The sequence below is a fragment of the Paenibacillus favisporus genome (assembly GCF_040545415.1).
Classification (GTDB): Bacteria; Bacillota; Bacilli; order Paenibacillales; family Paenibacillaceae; genus Paenibacillus_AQ; species Paenibacillus_AQ favisporus.
Genome location: NZ_JBEPLV010000002.1, coordinates 1,025,253 through 1,045,946, shown reverse-complemented (window position 1 = coordinate 1,045,946; position 20,694 = coordinate 1,025,253). Strand labels below are relative to the sequence as shown.

Annotated in this window: 22 protein-coding genes; 5 read left to right on the top strand and 17 right to left on the bottom strand. The window is 55.3% G+C overall.

Annotated elements, in window-relative coordinates; translation table 11 throughout:
- Positions 1-456 precede the first annotated feature (456 nt).
- From ABID47_RS12700 to ABID47_RS12675, 6 genes are all read right to left on the bottom strand, one after another.
- Positions 457-1,494, bottom strand: coding sequence for a LacI family DNA-binding transcriptional regulator (locus ABID47_RS12700; RefSeq protein WP_354497145.1), 1,038 nt, complete (start codon positions 1,492-1,494; stop codon positions 457-459).
- Between the two features lie 184 nt (positions 1,495-1,678).
- Positions 1,679-2,392 carry a GntR family transcriptional regulator gene (locus ABID47_RS12695; RefSeq protein WP_116231358.1) on the bottom strand — a complete coding sequence of 238 codons (714 nt, stop codon included), beginning with the start codon at positions 2,390-2,392 and terminating at the stop codon, positions 1,679-1,681.
- Positions 2,393-2,402: 10 nt separating this feature from the next.
- A complete protein-coding gene (locus tag ABID47_RS12690; protein ID WP_354497142.1) occupies positions 2,403-3,419 on the bottom strand; it encodes a sugar kinase in 1,017 nt (338 codons plus the stop codon).
- Positions 3,412-4,167 carry a 2-dehydro-3-deoxy-phosphogluconate aldolase gene (gene dagF, locus ABID47_RS12685; protein WP_354497140.1) on the bottom strand — a complete coding sequence of 252 codons (756 nt, stop codon included), beginning with the start codon at positions 4,165-4,167 and terminating at the stop codon, positions 3,412-3,414. Before dagF ends, ABID47_RS12690 begins: the two co-directional genes overlap by 8 nt.
- 1 nt (position 4,168) lies before the next feature.
- Positions 4,169-5,272, bottom strand: coding sequence for a DgaE family pyridoxal phosphate-dependent ammonia lyase (locus tag ABID47_RS12680; RefSeq protein WP_354497138.1), 1,104 nt, complete (start codon positions 5,270-5,272; stop codon positions 4,169-4,171).
- Positions 5,250-6,350, bottom strand: coding sequence for an amidohydrolase/deacetylase family metallohydrolase (locus ABID47_RS12675; RefSeq protein ID WP_354497136.1), 1,101 nt, complete (start codon positions 6,348-6,350; stop codon positions 5,250-5,252). The genes ABID47_RS12680 and ABID47_RS12675 overlap by 23 nt, the downstream gene beginning before the upstream one ends.
- 241 nt (positions 6,351-6,591) lie before the next feature.
- Between ABID47_RS12675 and ABID47_RS12670 the strand changes: the two genes are divergently transcribed.
- Positions 6,592-7,089: an RDD family protein gene (locus ABID47_RS12670; protein ID WP_354497134.1), complete on the top strand. Its 498-nt coding sequence runs from the start codon at positions 6,592-6,594 to the stop codon at positions 7,087-7,089.
- Positions 7,090-7,176: 87 nt separating this feature from the next.
- Here the strand turns inward: ABID47_RS12670 and ABID47_RS12665 are convergent, their stop codons facing one another.
- Positions 7,177-7,830: a deoxynucleoside kinase gene (locus ABID47_RS12665; RefSeq protein WP_076168573.1), complete on the bottom strand. Its 654-nt coding sequence runs from the start codon at positions 7,828-7,830 to the stop codon at positions 7,177-7,179.
- Positions 7,817-8,455: a deoxynucleoside kinase gene (locus ABID47_RS12660; protein WP_354497132.1), complete on the bottom strand. Its 639-nt coding sequence runs from the start codon at positions 8,453-8,455 to the stop codon at positions 7,817-7,819. The genes ABID47_RS12665 and ABID47_RS12660 overlap by 14 nt, the downstream gene beginning before the upstream one ends.
- Positions 8,456-8,672: 217 nt before the next feature.
- Between ABID47_RS12660 and ABID47_RS12655 the strand changes: the two genes are divergently transcribed.
- The 3 genes from ABID47_RS12655 (at position 8,673) to ABID47_RS12645 (ending at position 10,587) form a co-directional block, all read left to right on the top strand.
- Positions 8,673-9,089: a BlaI/MecI/CopY family transcriptional regulator gene (locus ABID47_RS12655; RefSeq protein WP_089546433.1), complete on the top strand. Its 417-nt coding sequence runs from the start codon at positions 8,673-8,675 to the stop codon at positions 9,087-9,089.
- A gap of 3 nt (positions 9,090-9,092) precedes the next feature.
- A complete protein-coding gene (locus tag ABID47_RS12650; protein WP_105443757.1) occupies positions 9,093-9,929 on the top strand; it encodes a M56 family metallopeptidase in 837 nt (278 codons plus the stop codon).
- 103 nt (positions 9,930-10,032) lie between these two features.
- Positions 10,033-10,587 (top strand): DUF2231 domain-containing protein, encoded by a 555-nt coding sequence (locus ABID47_RS12645; RefSeq protein WP_354497129.1) that lies wholly within the window; start codon positions 10,033-10,035, stop codon positions 10,585-10,587.
- Between the two features lie 113 nt (positions 10,588-10,700).
- Here the strand turns inward: ABID47_RS12645 and ABID47_RS12640 are convergent, their stop codons facing one another.
- From ABID47_RS12640 to ABID47_RS12615, 6 genes are all read right to left on the bottom strand, one after another.
- Positions 10,701-12,329: an LTA synthase family protein gene (locus ABID47_RS12640; RefSeq protein ID WP_354497127.1), complete on the bottom strand. Its 1,629-nt coding sequence runs from the start codon at positions 12,327-12,329 to the stop codon at positions 10,701-10,703.
- 166 nt (positions 12,330-12,495) lie between these two features.
- Positions 12,496-12,837, bottom strand: a complete 342-nt coding sequence (locus ABID47_RS12635; protein WP_354497125.1) for a DUF1801 domain-containing protein — start codon at positions 12,835-12,837, stop codon at positions 12,496-12,498.
- Between the two features lie 37 nt (positions 12,838-12,874).
- Positions 12,875-13,321, bottom strand: a complete 447-nt coding sequence (locus ABID47_RS12630) for a YciI family protein (protein WP_354497123.1) — start codon at positions 13,319-13,321, stop codon at positions 12,875-12,877.
- A 119-nt stretch (positions 13,322-13,440) separates the two neighbouring features.
- Positions 13,441-14,703, bottom strand: a complete 1,263-nt coding sequence (locus tag ABID47_RS12625) for an RNA polymerase sigma factor (RefSeq protein ID WP_354497121.1) — start codon at positions 14,701-14,703, stop codon at positions 13,441-13,443.
- The gene (locus tag ABID47_RS12620) at positions 14,700-15,134 is read right to left on the bottom strand and encodes a YciI family protein (RefSeq protein ID WP_089546426.1); all 435 of its coding nucleotides are present in this window, start codon (positions 15,132-15,134) and stop codon (positions 14,700-14,702) included. Before ABID47_RS12620 ends, ABID47_RS12625 begins: the two co-directional genes overlap by 4 nt.
- Before the next feature lie 167 nt (positions 15,135-15,301).
- Entirely contained in the window at positions 15,302-16,129 is an 828-nt protein-coding gene (locus tag ABID47_RS12615; RefSeq protein WP_354497119.1) for an alpha/beta fold hydrolase, read from the bottom strand.
- 366 nt (positions 16,130-16,495) lie between these two features.
- On the opposite strand from ABID47_RS12615, the gene ABID47_RS12610 reads away from it, so the two are divergent.
- The gene (locus ABID47_RS12610; RefSeq protein ID WP_354497117.1) at positions 16,496-16,909 is read left to right on the top strand and encodes a nuclear transport factor 2-like protein; all 414 of its coding nucleotides are present in this window, start codon (positions 16,496-16,498) and stop codon (positions 16,907-16,909) included.
- 61 nt (positions 16,910-16,970) lie between these two features.
- On the opposite strand, the gene ABID47_RS12605 is transcribed toward ABID47_RS12610, so the two are convergent.
- The 3 genes from ABID47_RS12605 to ABID47_RS12595 form a co-directional block, all read right to left on the bottom strand.
- The gene (locus ABID47_RS12605) at positions 16,971-18,248 is read right to left on the bottom strand and encodes an erythromycin esterase family protein (protein ID WP_354497115.1); all 1,278 of its coding nucleotides are present in this window, start codon (positions 18,246-18,248) and stop codon (positions 16,971-16,973) included.
- 83 nt (positions 18,249-18,331) lie between these two features.
- Positions 18,332-19,423: a GerAB/ArcD/ProY family transporter gene (locus tag ABID47_RS12600; protein ID WP_354497113.1), complete on the bottom strand. Its 1,092-nt coding sequence runs from the start codon at positions 19,421-19,423 to the stop codon at positions 18,332-18,334.
- 51 nt (positions 19,424-19,474) lie between these two features.
- The gene (locus ABID47_RS12595; protein WP_354497111.1) at positions 19,475-20,692 is read right to left on the bottom strand and encodes a Ger(x)C family spore germination protein; all 1,218 of its coding nucleotides are present in this window, start codon (positions 20,690-20,692) and stop codon (positions 19,475-19,477) included.
- Between the last annotated feature and the right edge of the window lie 2 nt (positions 20,693-20,694).

Below are 20,694 nucleotides of genomic sequence, written 5' to 3'. Positions count from 1 at the left end.
CGGAGTTTGGAGATGTGTCGCTTACAAGAATGGAGTGTTTTGGATTATTTTTGGATAAAAATATGGATTTCATTTGGATTAATTTTGGATATAAACAATCATCTATAGGACAAAACCGGGATATCCCGGGGAGTTATCATTAAAGGGAGGGATGACCTCATTTTCATAATTCCTTTATTCAAAGTAAATGAAAACGCAATCATATAGCATATGGTTCGCGGAAAGTTTGGATTTTGATCACTCCAAAAGGATGAAAACCTATCCAAACGTTGTTTAATTTTTCCTCATCATAATATAGCTTTTTGGGGATGTCAAACATTATTTTGGATTGTTTTGGTTTCAAAACCGCTCAAATTTTGCTTAAAAATGCAAAAAAGCATCCGCCGGAACCTGCTCCCAGCCGATGCTGCTCACAAAAATGCGTTATTATTATGTAACATTATCGAACATATAAAGTCATTTTCTGCTGTAACTGGACGACTCTCTGACGATCAATGAACAGGACAGCAAAATCTTGGTCCCTGCCGGATAGTGCCCGTCCAAATAGTCGACAATCGATTTGGCGGCAACCCGGCCGATTTCATGCTTGGGCACCGAAACTGAAGTTAATGGAGGCGTTGTATATTGGGCGACATCAATATTGTCCATGCCGACAATAGCGATATCCTGCGGGATCCGGCCTTCATGCTCCACAACCGCCCGCATCGCCGGGATCGCCAGCATGTCGCTGGCGCAGAAGATCGCCGTCGGCCATTCCGCTTTCGGAAGCCGGCTCAGCAAATCGCTCACCCCGCTGTAGCTGCGGTCCACGTTCCAGCCCGTATTGATCAGCCAGTCCTGGCGCAGGGCAAGTCCCTCCTCCAGCATGGCGAATTTATACCCGACAAAACGCTCCTCGCTCTCCATCTGCCTGGAATAGGCAGGACCACCGACAAACCCGATCCGCGTATGTCCCTGTTCGATCAAGTGGCGCACGGCCGCCCGTGAGGAGAAGATCCGGTCGCAGTCCACGACAGGCACCGACAGTCTATCGTCGTTCAGGCTCACGCCCAGGATGGCGATCCCTTCCTTCTGAATCAGCCCGAACAGCTCCTCGTCATACCAGCTGATGGCCACGACGCCCTGTGCCCCGGTTTCCCTCAGCATCTGCTTCAGCCTCTCGGCATCCGACACTTCCTCCGATGTGCGGACCATCGCCGGCGGCTGTCCCATCTCTTCCATCTTTTCATGGAAACCGGCCAGCACCTTGGAGAAATACGGATGATCGTCCATCAGATGCTGGGGAACGATACAGGCGATCCGCTTGGTCTCGACAACCTGCTGCGACGCGCCTTTCGGCGATCCGTGCCATTTGTACCCCAGCTCTTGGGCCGCTTCCCGGATCTTCTGCTTCGTTTCCTCACTGACCGGCCGGCTGGTGTCATTGCTGATCGCCCGGGATACGGTAGAAATGGACACGCCCACCCGTTCGGCAATATCTTTTAGCTTCGCCAATCCAAGTCCCTCCTCTGCAAATTTTGGCTCCAAATTTTTCAACCGTAAATTGATCATATCATAAACCTGGAATTGCGTGGCGTCAAAATTCTGCGGCGGCGGTGCCGCCAAAAAAAGAACCAAATGCAAAAAAGGCTGTTCCGAAAAACGGATGAATCCGCTCCGGGAACAGCCCGTACTGCCGCTATCTGTCGTAGGTGACCACATAATTTTGAAGGCCGGTATGATAGTAACCGATGCTGTATTCGATCACCTGGCCCAGCTCGTCATAGGAGTAACGCAGCCTTTTGAGGACCGGGGTACCCCCGTCCAGGCCGAGCGTCTTCTGCACATGTTCCGGAGGGACGGCCACCGTAAACTCATCCCGCAGATTGCCGAGGGGAATATCCCGCCCTTCGAGCCATTCATACAGGGACATGGCGTTCAGGTCGTCCATATCCACCTCGCCGGCATCCGGGGTCACATAATGCGTGTAATAAATGTACGGCCGGTCATCCAGGAAATATACCCGTTCCAGCAGTAAGCTGGTCTCTCCCAGCAGCCGCCAAGCTTCCGACGATTCGTCATTGGTCACGTGCTTGACCTGAAGCCACAGCTTCCGGATCTGATGCCCTTCCTCCACCAGCACTTCCGTGAAATGCTTCCACTTGGCCAGCTTGGATACCGATGTATTGCGGATGACCTTCGTCCCCCGGCCGCTGCCCTTCTCCAGAAAGCCCTCGCTGACCAGCTCCGAAACGGCGGCCCGGATCGTAATTTTGCTGACCGCAAATTCCTTCTCCAGCTGCGGCTCCGAAGGGATATTTTCGCCTTTGGGGTACACGCCGTGCAAAATCCGTTCCTTCAAAATATGCTTGATTTGTATGTACAACGGCCTATCTTTGCGGGATAAGCTCACAGCAGCTCCACTACCTTTCTACGTCACCTGCGGATGCCGTCATCGCCTTGAGAATGTCCTGTGCGGTGGACATCGGCGTATCGCCCGCCACCGTATGGGCCAGCATGCCTGCGGCCGCCGCATAACGCACCGTCGTCTCCGGCGGCAGGACTTCCAGCTCGCCATGGATGATTCCGCTGGCAAAAGCATCTCCTGCCCCTATTCTATCATAGACGGCGAACGTCAGCAGGTCCGAATACGCAAATTGTCCGCTGGTGAACATAAATCCTTGCAGCGAATGGGAATTGTCGCCGTTCACGAAGCGGTGGGTCCCGGCGACCGTGCGGATGCCGAACGTCCGGGCGGCCTGCGGGATCAGCTCTTCCAGCTGCTCCCGGCGCGCCTCCTTCTCCGTATGGAGGCCAAGCGTCAGCATGGCGTCCCGCTCGTTCATCAGGACGACGTCCGAGAGGCGGAGCATCTCTTCGTAATGCGGTCTTGCCCGGTCATATCCGTCTTCCCCCCACAGGGAAGGACGGTAGTTGCAGTCAAATATGACCGTGCCGCCCTGCTGCTTCACCGCCCGGGCGAGCGCCTTCATATGGGCACGCACCCCGTCGTTCATAGCCAGGGCGATCCCGCAGAAGTGAACGGCGTCCACCTTGTCCGCAATATCGGCGAAATCGTACGTTCCCTCTGGTGCGGTGTTAAAGCTGCTCTCCAGCCGGTTCGTGTACGTGACCCGGCTCGGCCGGACCCCAAAGCCGTTCTCGAGAAAGTACATCCCGAGGTACTTTCCGCCGCGGCCCGCAAAGGAGAGGCCGATGCCGAGCTTGCGGAGATAGGCTGCCGCCGCATCGCCCATCGGATTGTCCGGCAGGCGGGTCACGATCATGCCTTCATGGCCCATGCGTGACAGTGCGGAAGCCACGTTGACTCCGGTGCCGGAGAACGTGTAATGCAGCGTCCCGGACTGGGACAGCAGTTCAACTCCCGGAACCGTCAGGCGCATCATCACTTCCCCGAAAGCCGCAATGCGCTTAGGCATAATCGTCCGCCAGCTTCTTCATGATTCCGGTCAGCGTCCGGACGTGCATGATGTTGGTATTGCCCGTATCTTTGTCGATGATGGAAGAATACACATGCGGAATGACCTGCGGCACGCCGCCTTCCAGCGCGATGCGGAGAATGGCTTCGAAATTGTCTATGTCGATGCCGCCGGTCGGCTCCAGGGCAAAACCCTCCGCAGCGCATGCCTTCACGACTTCACGGTACTCATCCTCGCGGGATAGCCCCTGCATCGGGAAATACTTGAGCGCATTCCCGCCCATGTCGCGCACCAGCGCGATCGCTGCCGCCACAGGAACGATGGCGGGCTCGGACTGCGCCGCGCTGAACGGGCCGGTCGAAATGTTGACATAGCCCGGACGGCCGCATGGCGATACAAGGCTGTTGATCCAGCTGTCCTTCGCCCCGAGGTTCGCCCGGGTCGCGCCGACCGCCGGGAAAACCTGATTGATGTGGCTGCCGGGATAATGCTTGGCGATCTCTGCCACAACTGCTGCCTGGCGGTTGTCCCCGGCCCCAAGCCCGATCGACACCGCCTCGTCGATCGCCTCGCCGTACTGCTTCATCGCCGCCACAGCTTCTTCCACGCTGGCGTAGTTCTTCGACAGGACGCCGACAAGCACATGGCCTTCGGCCGCTTCAAAAATCTCCTTGGCGTTCGCGATATCCTTCGCCAGCACGTTCAGGGCGACACGGCCCTTATACCATCTCTTCTCTATGTGGGACATTTTATTTTCCTCCTGTCAATTCACGGATTCGCGATTCAATCACCGTCATGTCATCGCCCATCAACGGCCTTGGATCGATGTCAAAATACCCCTGTCTTACGCCGTAATCCCGGGTATATATCGCAATGGCGCCCTGCCTCAAGCCGTCGTTCACATCCTTGGCGGTCGTTCCCGCCTGCTGCGGATCGATCTGCACCCGCGCCCGGTAAATGGCCCGGCCGGCCTCATCCTGCACGATCGTTACCCGGACCCCGGGAATATCGTTCAGCGGCATCAGTGCCTGCAGCGAAGCCTTCTCCTCCTCGCTCCGGTCGACTTTGACCCTATATTCGTCCAGCGCCTGCAGCAGGCCGAACGACGTTTCCTTGCCCACCTTCATGCTTCGTCCGATACCGTGCAGCTGGACCTTCACCCACTCGATATATTCCCGTTTACCGGCCACAATGCCGGAAGTCGGTCCTTCGATCGCCTTGGAGCCGCTGTAAATGGCCAGATCCGAGCACTTCACGTACTTCTGGAGGTCTTCTTCCGCCGCAGCGTCGACGATCAGCGGGACGCCTGCCCGCTTGGCGGCTTCCCACGCTTCTTCAACAGAGATCATGTTCTTTTGTACGGCATGATGCGATTTTACGTACAAAATGGCAGCCGTCTTGTCCGTCACCGCGTCTTCGATATGCTCCGTGCGCCCCTCATTGGCATATCCGACCTCGACCAGCTTGCCTCCGCCGAGGTAGACCATCGTTTCCACCGGAGCGCCGTACTGCACGTTATGACCTTTAAGAATGATAATTTCGTTTTTCGCGATTGGCTCTTTATGCAGCTGTTCGCTCCGGCGGCGGTTTCCCTGCGTAACGATACCGGCCACCGACAAGGCGATGCCGCTGGATGCCGAGTTGACGATGACCGCAGCCTCCGAGCCGAGAACTCCGGCAATGTAATCGCCCGCCTTATCCACCAGGTCGGCGATTTCCACATAGCTCTGCCCGCCCTGCTTCATCGCTTCCATGACCGTGTCCGTCGGCGCGGACACGCCGAGAATGCTCATCCGTCCGCTGGCATTGATGACCCGCTTTAGCCCATACTTAGAAAACAATGAATTCCCCATGAATGACCACTCCTTTGGTAGTAATGACTTGCTCGGCCGTTCTGTGCACACCCTCGGAATCTACAAGCTGCGCGGATTCGCCGCTCACCGTAAAGAGGCTCAAATTCGCCGCATCTCCGACCTGTATCCGCCCGAGCTCGGATCTGCCAAGCCACTGCGCCGCACGGACCGTGACCCTGCTGATCGTTTCCTCTAGAGAATACCCCAGGCTGAGGAACTTGGAAAGTACATTTGCCAAGCTGTACACGGGACCGTTCAGCCGGTTGCCCCGGTAAATATCCGTACTGATCGTATCCGGATGAATGCCGTGCCGTTTCGCGTCTTCAGCCACCCGGAAGGAGAAGCTTGCCGTCCCATGCCCAACATCCAGATGGACGCCGCGCCGCACGGCATCGGTGAGCACGTTCAGCGGACGGCCGTCCGCGTCAAACAGATTGTTGCTCTTGCCGTTTAAATAATGGGTGATGATGTCGCCCTTCTCCAGAAGGGGGATCACGTCCCGGATATCCGGCGGCGCCGAGCCGATATGCACCATCAGCGGCAGGCCGGTATCGGCCGACAAGCCCCGGGCAAGGCGCAGCGGCTCGAGCCCGCTCTCCTTGACGACGCTCCGGCTGATGCGCGCCTTCAGCCCGACGATCAGCTCCGGATACGCCTGCACCGCCTCGATCGCTTTGCCGCGGTCGATCCAATCCAGCCGGGACAGCTCATCCACCCGCTCCAAGCCGATCCGCGAAATGTTCATGAAGGCGAGCAGATTCGTCTTGGCTGCACGTCCGCTGGCGGCCAGATCGGCAATCCGGTCGGCCCCGCAGCTTCCCGCGTCGACGATCGTCGTGACGCCCTGCTTGACGCCGATTTCGTCAATGTCATCGCCGTAAGGGTCAAATTCGGGAAAGGCGTGAACGTGCATATCGATCCAACCACTCGACACGTAAGTGCCCCGGCCGTCCCATACGGCGTCGCCCTTCCCCTCGCCGGCAGCCGTTATGCCGGCGATGACACCGTTGGTTATGACGATGTCGATTTCTTCTCCGCTCACAAGCTTCACTTGGCGGAGCACGGTAGTTTGCTCCATGTCATCACCTGTCTTTTTATTATAACGTTATAATGTTTAAGATAGCATGGAACCATCCACAAGTAAATATAACGTTATAATGTTTCAAAGAAGCGACTTTATCCAAAAATCAGAATGAAAGGTTGTAGATCCTCAGCCCGCCGTCATAGATAATAGGATTAGACAAACCGCGTTCGACGTACATTGGAAGAAGCAGAACCGCCATCATCAGCTCCGTACGATACGGAAAGGGGAAACAGCCATGAAGCTGACCTTGGTAAGACTTACCGCCTACGGGCTGGATTTTATCATGCTTGCGCTTGTGCTCGTCGGTCTCCAGCTGGCGGCCTATCATCTGACCGGAGGATTCCCGTTTGACAGGCTGGTCAAAGGCTATCAGATCGAATGCTGGGTGCTCGCCACCATGTCCTTCCCCGTGTGGTTGTATTTTATCGTGTCGGAGTATTTTTTCGGCGCGACGTTAGGCAAAAAGCTGCTGCGGCTCTCGGTGACCCGCAGGGACGGAGGGCGTATTTCCTTCATCCAGGCCGCCGGCCGGACCTGCCTCAAGCTGCTGCCGTGGGAGCTGACCCATCTGATCGTCTTGGTGCCGGATCCATGGTGGAGCATCCAGGAGCCGCCATATCCCGCATTGGTTCTGATTCCGAACGGGATGATCCTGCTGTATATCGTGTTTCTGCTGCTTAATCGGGGAAAGCGCGCGCTTCATGATATTCCCGCCGGTACTTTCGTCCGTTAACCGTTGACAGAGCTGGACAGCTCCGCTGATCGTTTATAATCTAAAAAACGGACCACGCCCACTGGCATGATCCGTCTTCCTTTATAACTATAATTTTGCCGGCGTGCCTGCAATCGTTCGGCCCACTTGCGTCAAAATGTCGGACATGGACCGCTCGTCGTGCACATCATAATCCTCGATGTTCAGGCGCAGCACCGGGCAGGCATGAAATCCGTTAATCCAGACGGTATACCGTTCATGCATTTCTTCCCAATAGGACACGTCGGTCTGGATTTCCATCTCGCGGCCGCGTTCCCGGATTCGGGACAGAATGGACGGCAGGCTCCCTTCGATATAGATCAGGACATCCGGATGCGGAAAATAAGGCGTCATTACCATCGCCTCGAAGAGGCTGGTATATGTACGGAAGTCCGTTTCCGACATCGTCCCTTTATCCGCGTGCATTTTGGCGAAAATCCCGGTATCCTCATAGATGGAACGGTCCTGGACAAAGCCACCGCCGAGTTCGAACATGCGCTTCTGCTCTTTAAACCGCTCGGCCAGGAAATAGATTTGCAGATGGAAGCTCCAGCGCTCAAAATCGTGATAGAACTTCTCCAGGTATGGATTGTCGTCCACCTGCTCCAGCGAGGTTTTAAAGCCGAGCGAACCGGCCAGCGCCGCCGTCAGCGTCGATTTGCCGACACCCACCGTGCCCGCCACCGTAATGACCGCATTATCCGGGATATTATATGGATTCATACACAAGCTCCTTTATTTGCGAGGCTATCGTTTCAAATTGTTCCTCATTCTTGACGAAATCAACTTCGTCCCCATCAATCGTCAGCAGTACCGTCGATGAACCGTCTGTGCCGGCACTGAGCTTGCCCATCGCGGCATCATAGTCTTCGATCAGCTGCTTGAGATAGGCGGGATCCATTCCTTCTTCAAAAGGGCGGCCCCGCCGGGCGATCCGTTGCAGCAGCGTATCCAGGCTGGCCCGGATATAAATAATGACGTTCGGCCTCGGCAGATCGCCGGTCAGCACCTGATAGATTTGCCGGTACTTGTCCCGCTCGACTCCGTGCAGCGTTCTTTCGCTGAAAATTAGGTTTTTATACATATGATAATCGGAGATCACCGGCTGTCCCTTGCCGATATAGCCGTTCACCGTATGGGTGAGCTGCTTGTACCGGCTGCACAAAAAGAACATTTCGAGCTGAAAGCTCCAGTCCTCCATATTCTCGTAAAATGACTCGATGAACGGATTTTCCTCCACAATTTCCTTCACCACCGGAAAGCCCAGTCTGTTAGCCAGCATCGCAGCCAGCGTGGTTTTCCCCGCTCCAATGGGCCCTTCCACGGCGATAAACGGCACCTGTTTCATGAATGGTGTGACTCCCTCCCTACGGTATGCCAAAAAAAACGACTTACCTATTGTATCACAGCAGCGTCCGTTTGCTAGAAGAACTTTTCTTGAAATCATATCCTTTAGCTGCACAGGTTATGCAGGCGCTGAAGGCCTGGAGAGCCAGTGCTCCGGTCCTGGTTGACGGGCATGCCGACATAACACTATAATTTGTAGTGTAAAGGGAGTGCGCTGTATGAAGATGAACAAGTTCAATTATCAAGGACGGGGATTGGAGCGATTCTTCGGCCCGCTTGAAGCCAAGGTCATGGACGTGATCTGGAGCCGCCTGGAGGCGGTGACCATCAAGGAAGTGAACGCCAAGATCAGCGAAGACAAGCCCATGAGCTTCAACACGATCATGACGGTCATGAACCGGCTTGTTGACAAGGGAATTCTGCAGAAGAAGCTTCAGGGGAAATCTTACGTGTACAGCCCCGTTCTGACGAAGGAGCAGTTTCTGGAGGAACAATCGAAAGAGCTGTCCTACGATCTGGTTAAGGAGTTCGGTTCCCGGGCCGTCGCCCATATGATCGATGCGATGGAACAAGTGGACCCCGACCTGCTCGACCAGCTGGAGAAGCAAATCAAACAATGGAAAAAGGATCGGTAAGCCATGTGGGAAAAGCGATCGAAAGGGATGCTCGCCTTTGTCATGCTGACGGCCGGCTTGGTCTACGTGCAGATGACGCTGTTTGTGGTTCAGTTTATTTTCCATGTCCGTATGCCGGCGAACCTCTTTAATGTCTGCATTGAATTTTTGCGGTTCATCGGGTTCCCGGTCCGGATCAATGTCATGCTGTTTTTGCTGCTTACCTCGCTCCTGCTGTCGCTTGCCGTCTGGCTCCGGGAAGGCATCGCTTCGTTCCGCTGGAGGAAGCTTCTGCACCGCTGCCTGGATCCCGACTTATCGCAGGCGATCGGCGAAGAGCACGGTCTTGGTCCCCAAGCTTTAACTGTGATCGATCATCCGGATCAGGTAGCCATGACGGTGGGACTGCTGCGGCCCCGCATCGTCCTGTCGACAGGCCTCATATGCGAGCTGAGCGAGAGCGAACTCGCGGCCGTCATGGCTCACGAGAAGTACCATTTGAGCGAGAGGCATCCGCTTAAAATTTTTCTGCTGACGCTGGTCGGCACCACGTTCTGGTACATACCGATCTACCGCTGGCTGATCGGCAAATACAAAATGCTGATCGAGCTGATGGCCGACCGGCAGGCCGTTCGCGCCACCGGGAGCGTCGCCGATCTTGGCAGTGCCCTGCTCGTGATGTTGAAGCGGGGGACATCCGCCACGCTGGTACCGAGCAGCGCGTCGTTTGCCGACAATGCGATCAATCTGCGCTTGAAGCTGCTGGTGGATCCGCACTTTAAGCCGCCGCTGCGTCCGCCGCTTATCCCCTGCATCGTCTCGCTGATCGCATTCGTATTCGTCGTATTTGGCATTGGATAATGCGGTAAAACAACGCCTTGCCGTTTCATATCAGGCAGCGGCGTTTTTTCGGAGACTTAAAACTACGTTATGTAGTGTTAATTGAAATGGAGGAGGAATGGTGATGAATTATTTATGGGATAACAAGCATTTTATCATTACTCATTTTCCGATCGTGCTCCTGCTGTTCAGCTTGCTGTTTGATCTGGCTGCACTGATCTGGAAAAAACGGGAGTGGCATTCCGCAGCCCTCATCTGCCTCATCATCGGCACGGTCAGCACGGTCGCTGCGGTACTGACCGGACCGAAAATGATGCGCAATCCGAACGTAGAAACTCATGCAATGTACGGCGTCTATACGATGTATTTGGCGATCGCGCTGTGCATCGTCCGCGGAGCGATTGGGCTCTGGAAAAAGCGGGATATCGGCAGAAACCCGCTGTACCTCGTGGTGACCCTCGCAGCCGTCGTCCTGGTGATGTATACCGCTCACCTCGGAGGAGAGATGGTGCACCGTCCGTTCGAGTCCGGGCAGTTCCCTCAAGGGCAGATGGGCGGCGGTCAAGGCCAAGGAGCCTCAGCCGGGATGCCGGGCGGGCAGGGTGTGCCCGGGGACCAGGGCGGCCAGCCGCCGGCAGAAGGAAGCTCCGGCGCTTCCGGATCGGATTCGGCGGAGTAAGTTCCTATTTCCGCCAGGCTGCACTCCCCTTAACGGCAAAACAGCGGTCCCCGGTGCATCCGGTTGGGGCCGCTGTTTTTTGGTATGACGATCCATGCCGTTGAATAATCCGCTCACCGTGCCGGATGATCCGCTGCAGGCTGCTTGATGCGCTCTTTGCTTCCGTCCTTCCCCGCTTTTCCGTTTGGACTCGGCTTGGCACGGGGGCCGGCTGGCCCATCATTGCCCGCCTGTTTTTCAACCGGCTTTGCTCCCGGCCCGGTTTCCGCTTTAGGCGGCGCTTTGGCCCCCGCGGGCTCCTGCTTCGACTGGGATTCCAGCTTGACGCCGGGCCTGGCGGGCAGACGCTTCACGTACCGGTCTGACAGCCCCATCCGCTTTTGAATAAATTCAAAGTCCGGTCGATACCGCCCGACGTTCTGCACCGGCAGCAGCGTTCGGAGATCGTATGCTTTTCCGTCCTCAAATCCGTTTTTTCCAGCGACAAACACGATGTCGTCATTAAAAAAGGAGCCGGCCGGCATGTAATACCGCGATCCGACAATATTATGATCGACGTTGGCCAAATCGTGGCCGAATGCGGTAAACTTCTCCTGTTTCAAATCAATGCCCATCACATTGGCCACTGTGGGCAAAATATCGATTTGCCCACCGGTCCGCTCGATCCTCTTGCCTTCGTGCTGGCCGGGCAGGTGGATGATCAGCGGCACGTTGTACGTGCTGATGTGCTTATGGTACGGAATGCCGAGCGCTTTGCTGACGGTGGCGGGGCGATGATACCTTTTATGAAGGCCGAAATGGTCTCCATAGATCACGACTACGCTGGTATCCCAGAGACCCGATTTTTTCAGCATGTCGATAAAAGTCCCCAAGGCATAATCGGTATAGTTAACGGCCGTCAAGTAGTCCCCGAGGCGCCGATCGGCGAAGTCGTCGGGAAGATGAAGACGCTTGTCGGCTTCTTTAATTTTATAGGGAGAATGGCTCGTCACGGTGACGAATTGGGCGTAGAACCGCTTGTCCAGCTTTCGCATCGTTTTCATTTTACGGATACCGACCCGGAACAATTCCTCATCTGACGCCCCGAACCGGCTGAATTTGACCTTGCTGAAATAGGGCTTGTCATAATACGCGTGAAACCCCAGCGCCGGATACATTTGGTCCCGGTTCCAGAAGGTCACGTCATTGACATGAAACGTCGCCGTTACGTAATTATTCCTGCCCATCAGCTTGGCAAGGCTCGGCAGCTTTCGGTCGGCATACGTAGTAGACATGGCCGAAAACCCGATGGGGTAGATCGACGTGCTGGCGGCAAACTCCGCGTCGGACGTATTGCCTACTCCGATTTGCTGGAATATGTATGGAAAATACAAGCTTTCTTTGGACAGCTTTTTCATAACTGGCGCTACCTGCTGCCCCTGAACCGATGCATTCAGCACAAAATTTTGAAAGGATTCCAGCTGAACGACAATGAGATTTTTGCCCTTTCCGGCCCCCCAGTAAGATCTGGCACTGCCCTCAGGAGGCTCCCCAAATGGATAAGTCCGGTCGAGCTCCTCTAGTTTTTCGGGAATCGTTTTTTCACGCTGAGGCTTAACCACTTTTTGTGTCATCGAATGCGGTTTGGTTTCGGGCTGCAGCTGGCCCGGAAGGTTCCGGTAGAGCAGGACCGCGCCTGCAATCAATGCAGTCGACAGGACAGCGGCAATATAACGGGCATAACGAGACTTGAATCGGTTCATCAGCTCTTTAACCACTCCAAGAAGCATAATATGGCGGTCAATCCTGGACCTGTTATAGGGTGTCCCATCCTGCCCGAATGATTCCCGGTTCTGCGAAAAAAAACAAAAAAACCCTTGGCATTCAAGGGTTCGGATTTCCATATCGCGACGGGTCTAAGGTTAACATTTACAGCGTTTCGGCAGCCTTGCTGAGCCAAACCGACAGCTGGCCGGCATCAAACGAGTCCCCTTTGCGCAGCCTCATCGTTTTTCTTTCCGCCGGTCCCTCAAACATGCCTTCCGGAAGGTCCAGCCCGTCCGCATTAAAGATCGTAAAGCTGACCGCATCCTTCGAGACGGAGATGACAGCAGCGTATTTTCCATTTTTCAAAAAATGGGGTTTCTTGTACTGGATGCGCTCGCTCACGCCCGGCAAGGCCTGTTGGACCACTTCACGCAGACGGGTGGACAGCTCATTTTGCCACGGTTCTTTCAACGCCTCAATATAATCGACGACTTCCTGACTCATTTATAATTCGCTCCTTTGTCAACGATGAATGGGTTGCTTATAAAAATTTCTGCATCTGATTCAGCATACGGACCTGCTCCTGCAGGTCGGCTTCCAGGGCCAACACCCTAGGATTCCGGTCTTCCTGCACCCACTCCCTGAGCTCGCGGACATCTACTTCGCTGCCCTCACAGCCTGCGGGTACCGGCATCTTCATCGCCCATGCCACCGCCTCGTCCGCCGTTTCCGCCTCGATGACTACGTATCCCGCGATGAGCCGATGATCCAGCGGGAATGGACCGGGGTTGACCTCCGGACTAGCGTCCCGGCCGGTGAGCCGGATTCGGACCCCGCTTGAACTGGGCTGGAGCTCCTCGGCGGCGAGGAGCTTGCCTGCCTGCGCCAACGCCTTGCGATATTCAGCCATTCCTTCTTCGAACCAGCGCGTGTGTAAAATACCTGCTTCGGACAACCCGTTTGCCCTGACGATCAACATAAATCTCATGAACGTTTCCCTCCTTGTTGGAGGAAGAACGAAGGCCGCGATTTCCTGCCCTTCTTATTCTTCCACCTGCTATGACGACGAATGGGAACGTCCTTCATCGACATGCGGCAGCAAAATAATTAATTTGGTGAACCGCCGCACTCCGCGGCCCGCTTCAAGAGCAGCTGCTGCTCACGGCTGTTGCGAGTCATGGCGGCCGCCCGTTCGAATTCGGAGCGGGCTTCGCCCATCCTTCCGAGCTTGGCCAAAAGGTCGCCGCGGACGCTCGGCAGCAGGTGATACTCTGTCAGGGCGGGCTCGTGCATCAGTTCATCGACGAGCTGCAGTCCGAATGCCGGACCGAAGGCCATCGAAATGGCCACCGCCCGGTTCAGCTCGACGATCGGGGATGGCGCCACCCTGGAGAGCGCCTCGTAGAGGGCAGCGATGCGGGCCCAATCCGTGTCCGCTGCAGCGGGCGCCTGCGCATGACAGGCGGATATCGCCGCCTGAAGTGCGTAAGGTCCGAGCGGGCGGCCCAGCTTCCGGCACCGCTCCAGCGCCGCCAGCCCGCGGCGGATAAGCAGCCTGTCCCACTGCGCCCGATTCTGGTCCATCAGCAGCACCGGCTCGCCGGAAGCGCTGACCCGGGTCTTGAAACGGGAGGACTGGATTTCCATCAAAGCCACCAATCCGTGAACCTCCGGTTCCTCCGGGGCAATCTCGGCCAGAACGCGTCCAAGCCGCAGCGCTTCCTGGCAGAGCAGCGGGCGGAGCCAATGGTCTCCGGTCGTCGCCGAATATCCTTCATTAAACATCAGGTAGATGACTTCAAGCACGGCGCTCAAGCGCTTCTGCAGCTCCTCTCCTGCCGGAACCTCAAAAGGAACCTTGCGGCTGCTTAAGGTCCGTTTGGCGCGGACGATCCGCTGGGCGATGGTCGATTCTGCCGTCAAAAAGGAACGGGCGATTTCATCCGTGGTCAGGCCGCATAACAGGCGAAGCGTCAGCGCAACTCTGGCATCCTGCGACAGTACCGGATGGCAGGTCATAAAAATCAGACGGAGGAGATCGTCGCCGATCTCCCCGTCCATATTCCGCTCCAGGTCATCTTCGGTATACAATTCCGTTGTCTGTGCCATCTCCGCGTATTTCTCGTCCCGAAGCTTGTTTCTGCGGAGAAGATCGATGGCCCGCCGTTTGGCCGCCGTCATCAGCCAGGCGCCGGGATTGTCGGGAATGCCGCTTTCCGGCCACCGCTGAAGGGCGATCACCAGGGCGTCCTGGGCCAAATCCTCGGCCAGGCCCACATCCCGGACCATTCGTGTCAGGCCGGCGATCAGCTTCGGGGATTCAATCCGCCAGATGGCGTCAATGGTCCGGTGCGTTTGGGATGAAGTCACGCTTTTCTTTGCTCCTCCAGCTGCTGTCTCAGCGCGTTCTCCTTGGCGATCGCTTCCGGATTATCCGTCAGGTCCTCCACCTCAAACACCTGTCTCAGCTCAATTTGACCCTGGCCAAATCCGTGGGGATCCGGCATCCGCAGCGCCCACTCGATCGCTTCCTCTCTCGATTTGACTTCGATCAGGGTGTATCCCGCGATCATCTCCTTGGCTTCGGTGAACGGCCCGTCAACCACTTTCGGTTTGCCGCCGGGCTCCGGATAAGAAATGCGGATTGCACTGGAGCTCGGATGCAGGCCATCGCCTCCCAGCAGGACACCGGCTCTGGCCAGCTCCTCGTTGTAGCGGTGCATGGCTTCGATTAACTCCGGACTTGGCAGAACTCCCGCCTCAGAATCCGTTGTAGCTTTGACGATCATCATAAATCTCATGTTTTATTCCTCCTTGGATTGGATGAAGCCGCCCGCCGTGCTCTTCACAGCTTCCCTAATTCAGCTTCTATCATTTCGACGAACGGGAGAGACTGATATCGACATCAGCGCTTCATTTTTTTAAAAATTCATTATTTCTTTTGGTCTGGATCGTTCAAACAATGCCTCTACATGCCGGATGCTTTCGCCTTGTCTGCAAAAAATGCGGACAGCTCCGCCGCAATTTTCGTAGCGTCCAGCTTTTTCGTATGGCCGAGCCCCTTCTTACTCAGCAGGATGGCGTTAGGCAGTCCTTGGGCCAGCGCACCGGCGGCATGGCGGAGGGAGACCGGACTGTCCGGCCCTTCCAGAACAAGCGTCGGCATCGTCACGCGGCCCCACTGTTCAATCGGCAACGGTTTGCCGTCCCAGTAGCCGTCAAGCAGCGCGGCATCATAGGGCAGCGTGTGGGCCACCGCCATCAGGTTCGCCCACACCTTCGGCATCATTCGCATCATGCTGACAACGAACCCGGGGGCTCCCATCCCTTTGGTCATAAAATACTTGATCGCCTCAGCGCGCCGCCCGCTGCGGATCAGCTCCGTCACCTGCGGTATAAAGTCCTGCGGCGGCTTCCGGTCCGAGGCATCGACCACAAACGGCGGTTCGTGGAGGGCAAGCTTCGTGATGGCCGCCCCTCCGGCGGCTGCCTCAAGCGCCAATACGGCTCCCGAGGACAGCCCCCAGACATACGCGGAGCCTCCGGCCGCTTCGATGACCGCTTCCAAATCCTCGATCTCGCGTTCCACGGCGTAAGGCTGGGAATCCCCGCTTTCTCCCCGCCCGCGGCGGTCGTAGTTATATACGGTAAACTGACTGGACAGTAGCTGAGCCAGCTGGACCTGTGCCGGAAATTTGCGGTAGCTGAAAGCTCCCGCCACCAGGATGAGCGCAGGCCCCCTCCCGGTCCGGTCGTAAGCGATCTTGGTTCCGTCTTTTGAAAGGACAATGTGCATGAGAATAATCTCCTTTTTCATGGTTTCTATATAGACGACGAATGGACGAAACCCAGATCGACATATTTCAAAAAAAAGTTTTCAACACAAGCTGTTCAGTCCTTCCTTCCCTTTCCGGATGTAATCACCCTTCGGTTGGATCTTGGACGCCTAATTGTTTTCGGCAGCGTATGCCTGATTTCCTCCCCTGTTCACGGAGTGCTCTTTTTGCAGCTAAAGCAGCCGCCGGGAAAATCCCTTGAGCCGCTTTTCTGACCCATATTTCCCAAAACGATCTGGCGCGCTTTCGTTCCTTAGACAACAAGGAGTATGAAAATACGATGTCGAAGAACAAAATCATAGAAACTGAATGAGGGGGATGTCAATATGGCAGAAGACAATACCCGGTACGAACAGGTGAAAGTGATTTGCGGAGAAGATTGCGGAAACGCACCCAAAAAAGAGTTCCTCAGAGCGTTTAATGCTGCCTTTGTTTGCAACGATATTGACTTTATTAATGAGAAGACGATAGAAGATATCCAATGGAATATTATCGGCCGTAATACATTGCAAGGTAAGGATCAGGTTTTCGAAATGCTCAAAAAGCTGATGGACAAAACACCGACGGAGTTAATCATTAGCAATATCATCACGCACGGATATTCCGGCTCTTTAAATGGCATACTCAACCTTGAAAATAATATGAGCTACGCTTTCTGTAATATTTATCGTTTCAACAGCAGTTTAAACAAAACAAAAATTAAGGAGATTACTTCTTATATCATTGACATTTCAAAATAACAAACGATAAATAAGCCGCCTATAATCCTCAGGCGGCTTTTGTTCATTTAACAATGAACCTTCAAACCATCAGCGGCAGAGCCAGCGGTTCTAAGGCATGGGTCTCATGGATAAAGACGAACGCATCATAACGCATCGGCATACGCGAGGGAACGTAATTCCCCAGCTCATACCCGGGGTCATAGACGACGCCGATCGCCCGGTGACCGAATACCTCCCGCAGCTCCGGCTGGGCATCGGCGTCGAACAGCAATAGCATGTTCTCGCCTCCGCCTGCACGGGCCAGCAGGTCTTCCCAGCTGCCCCGGATGGCGGGCGGAACTTCCATGACCTCCACGGGGGCTCCCCAGGCCGAGCCTGCCAGCACATGCCCGTGATGGGTACCGAAGCCGACGCTGAACGTCTGGGCCGGACGGTAATATTCACGTACGAGCTGACCGACGTTGACCATGCCGTCAGCCGCCATGTCCGTTGCGCGGGCGTCCCCGATATGGGTATTATGCTCCCACAGCACAGCCTGGCCATCCGGCCCGTGATAATCGAGCAGCTGCCGGAGCGCCCGAACCATATGACGGTCCCGGACGTTCCAGGAATCGGGTCCTCCGCGGACCATGGTCCGGTAATAGTGCTCCGCGTCGGCGGCCGCCATCGTGTTCATCATGGCGTTCAGCTCCGCTTCGCTTTGCGGATGGCCGAGCCTGGTGCGCTGCATTTCATGCAGCAGCGCCACGATCTCCTCCTCACAGCCTTCCCCGATCAGTCCGGCGGAAATGCCATAGGACTGCGAGTCGTCCCCATAAGGCTCAAAGCAGCCGAACGCCTGCAGCGCCGTATCCAGGAGAGGCGACTCCGTTTGCTTCAAATAATCGACGATATGCTGCATGGATTCCCACAGGCTGTATACGTCGAGGCCGTAAAAGCCGATCCGTTCCCCGGCGGGCCGCTCCAAGTTATAGCTTCTGAGCCATTCGATGAACGCTTCCATTTCCCGGTTGGCCCACATCCAGGACGGCCATCTGTGAAATGCCCGCAGCGCCTCTGCCGCGTTCCTGGCTTCATTATCCTCAAAATCCTTGACGTACTTGTTGACTTCATAGCAGGAAGGCCAGTCGCCCTCCACAGCTATAAACCGGATCGCCTTGCTTGCGATCAGCTGTTTTGTTATCTCGGCGCGGGTCGTATAAAATTCGGACGTCCCATGCGAAGCCTCGCCGAGCAATACTAACCTCGCATCCTTGGCAGCTTCGACCACCCGGTTTAAATCTTCCGGGCTGTGGTAAGGCATGGCCTCGCGGTGGATTCGCCGGGCTGAAGATTCCGATTGCAGCAGTTGTTCCACATTTCATCCCCCTTTAGGACAGATATGGATAGGGTATCCACCTCCGCAGCGGGATTATGTGAATTTCCCAATGAAATCTTCGCCTAGGCCGGCTTCCGCTTCTTTTTGCCAATCAGCATCGCAATGACCAGTATCCCGGGAATCACCAGCTGCGTAATCGGCATCAGCTGCTCTACGGTCAGCTTGAGACCTGTCCTGAAATATTCCGTAAACGTGGGTGATAAATACGTGAGGGCAAATACCGTCAATGCCAGCGGGATGATCCACAGCTTGTAGCGGATTCCGGTGATGCGCTGAAGGCCGATGCCTGCCCCGATCAGTAAGAAATTAGCCTTCATGCCGATGCCCATGAACAAGAGCAGGACAAACAGCGCGTCGGCTCTCTCAATCACGTTGGCCACCTCCATCATCTGTACGACCATAAACAGCGGATACGTGCCGATGGTGGCAATCTTAGGACCGAGAACGAGAATAACCAGCTGGTTTAGAACGGTCAAAAAAACAGCGGTAGCCAGATAGGATACGATGGTGAGCCTGCCGAGATGTTTGCCCTTCTGAGCATATTTAAAATAAACCAAAAACAGGACCGTCTGCCCGAACGGAAACGATACGATGTTAGGCATGGCCGCCCGCCACACTGGAGCGAATCCGTTCTCCAGGACAGGAAACATAAATTTAGTGTGCAGCAGCCCCGTCAAAGGGACCATGACTAAAATCAATACATATCCGAACGCCATGATATAGGCATAAATCACGCTCAGTCTGAAAGCCGCCCGTGGCCCAAGATAGGTGATGTACGACCCGATAAGCACCGAAATGAAAATAATGATCGACATCGGTGTCCGGTTCAGCATCGTTTGAATGGCCAATTCGCCGATATCGCGAAAATTTCGGGAGGCTTCATAAGCAAAATAAGCGGTAAGTGCAAACGCAGCAATCCAGCCGAATATGCTGCCCAAGTAATGCCGGCACATCTCGAACAGATCCCTTTCCGGATCCAGGCGGTACATCAGCAAATATACCAGAAGCAGCAGCAGCCCTGCCCCGGCGCCCAGCAGCATAGCGAGCCAGGCGTCCTGCTTCGCCTCTCCCCCTATCAGGAACAGGGTAGTGCTTCCTACTTCATACAAAGATAACGATATGGCAATTTCAGAAGCACGGGTCGTTCGAATCATAGGATACTCCTTCTACATACCCAGTTTCTCTAGGGCTGCCTACGGCAAACGTTATTTCATCTGTTGTATCGTCTTCTGGATCAAGCCCGGCCGGCGGATGGTTGCCTTGACCTGAACCTGAATGTCCATGCGCTTGAATTGTTCAGGCCATGTGGTCTGCATCTTCCTCCACTCCTTAGGAAAACTGCGGTGGATAATGTCGGCGTAACCGGTCACGTCGACCCCCATCTGCCGCACGGCATCCCAACCGGTAAACATCTGGTCGCGGACTTCCGCTTCGATGCTCCTCTCCATTTCACGGATGATCTCCGGTTTGGACAAGTCCTTGTTGCACGTGGATTCCATCAAATTCCCGTTCAGCTTGACGCTGACCAGCATCGTATAATGCGTGCCAGTATGGACGGGTCTTAGCTTTGTTTTCGAAGAGGTGATGATGATCGAATTATGCTTGTTTTTCGCTTGGGGACAAGGAAAGGATAGCTCGGTCCCCTTCACTTGATCGGTAAGCCACGACAGTCCCATGCTTTCTCTGCCGCTCAGATACCCCGCCAACCGGTCCCCGCTGAATACACCAAGGCGGGTCAGCCTCAAGGAAAGCGGAGGGGAGGTATCCTTGAGGACATCGAGCGAATGCAGTTTTGCCTTGTTCTCCTCCGTATCCTCACCCACAAAAGTAGCTACCGGTATGCCGATGCTTTTGGCATCCGAATGCAGGCTGAATGCCAAATCAAAGATCGTTTTTTTCGGAAAAATCGATATGAATTTTGATTCTTTTCCCATAATATCGCTGTAGCTCGCACCCGGCAGCTTTTCGGGAGGAACCATTTTCTTCAGCAGATCCTTCGCCGTACCGTCGGTGATCAGCAGCTCTACGCTTTCACGCGATTCCGAATTTCGCAGGAACAAATCAACCAGCTCGCCAAGCCCCCGCTCTGCCGCTTCCCTGCCGACCACAATCACTTTGGCGTGAGCGACATACAGCTTTCGGGAGGCTTCCAAATTACTCTTCATTCGGGCGCCGAAAATGGTATCGGAAACCATGGAAAACACATAAATGGCCGGCTGTGAGCCCATCCCTGCCGAGCCGCCCGTACCCGAGGCCATGGAGGACGGGATGATCGTCTGATAGCTGATTTCCCATTTGTCCCCTACTCGGTCGATGCCGCCAGCTACCGTAATTCTCAGATCGTTCAGCTCAGCCCGGTTCCAGCAGCCTGTCGTAAGCAGCAGGCAAGCCAACAGCACCAAGCAGGCAATCCCTCTCTTCATCT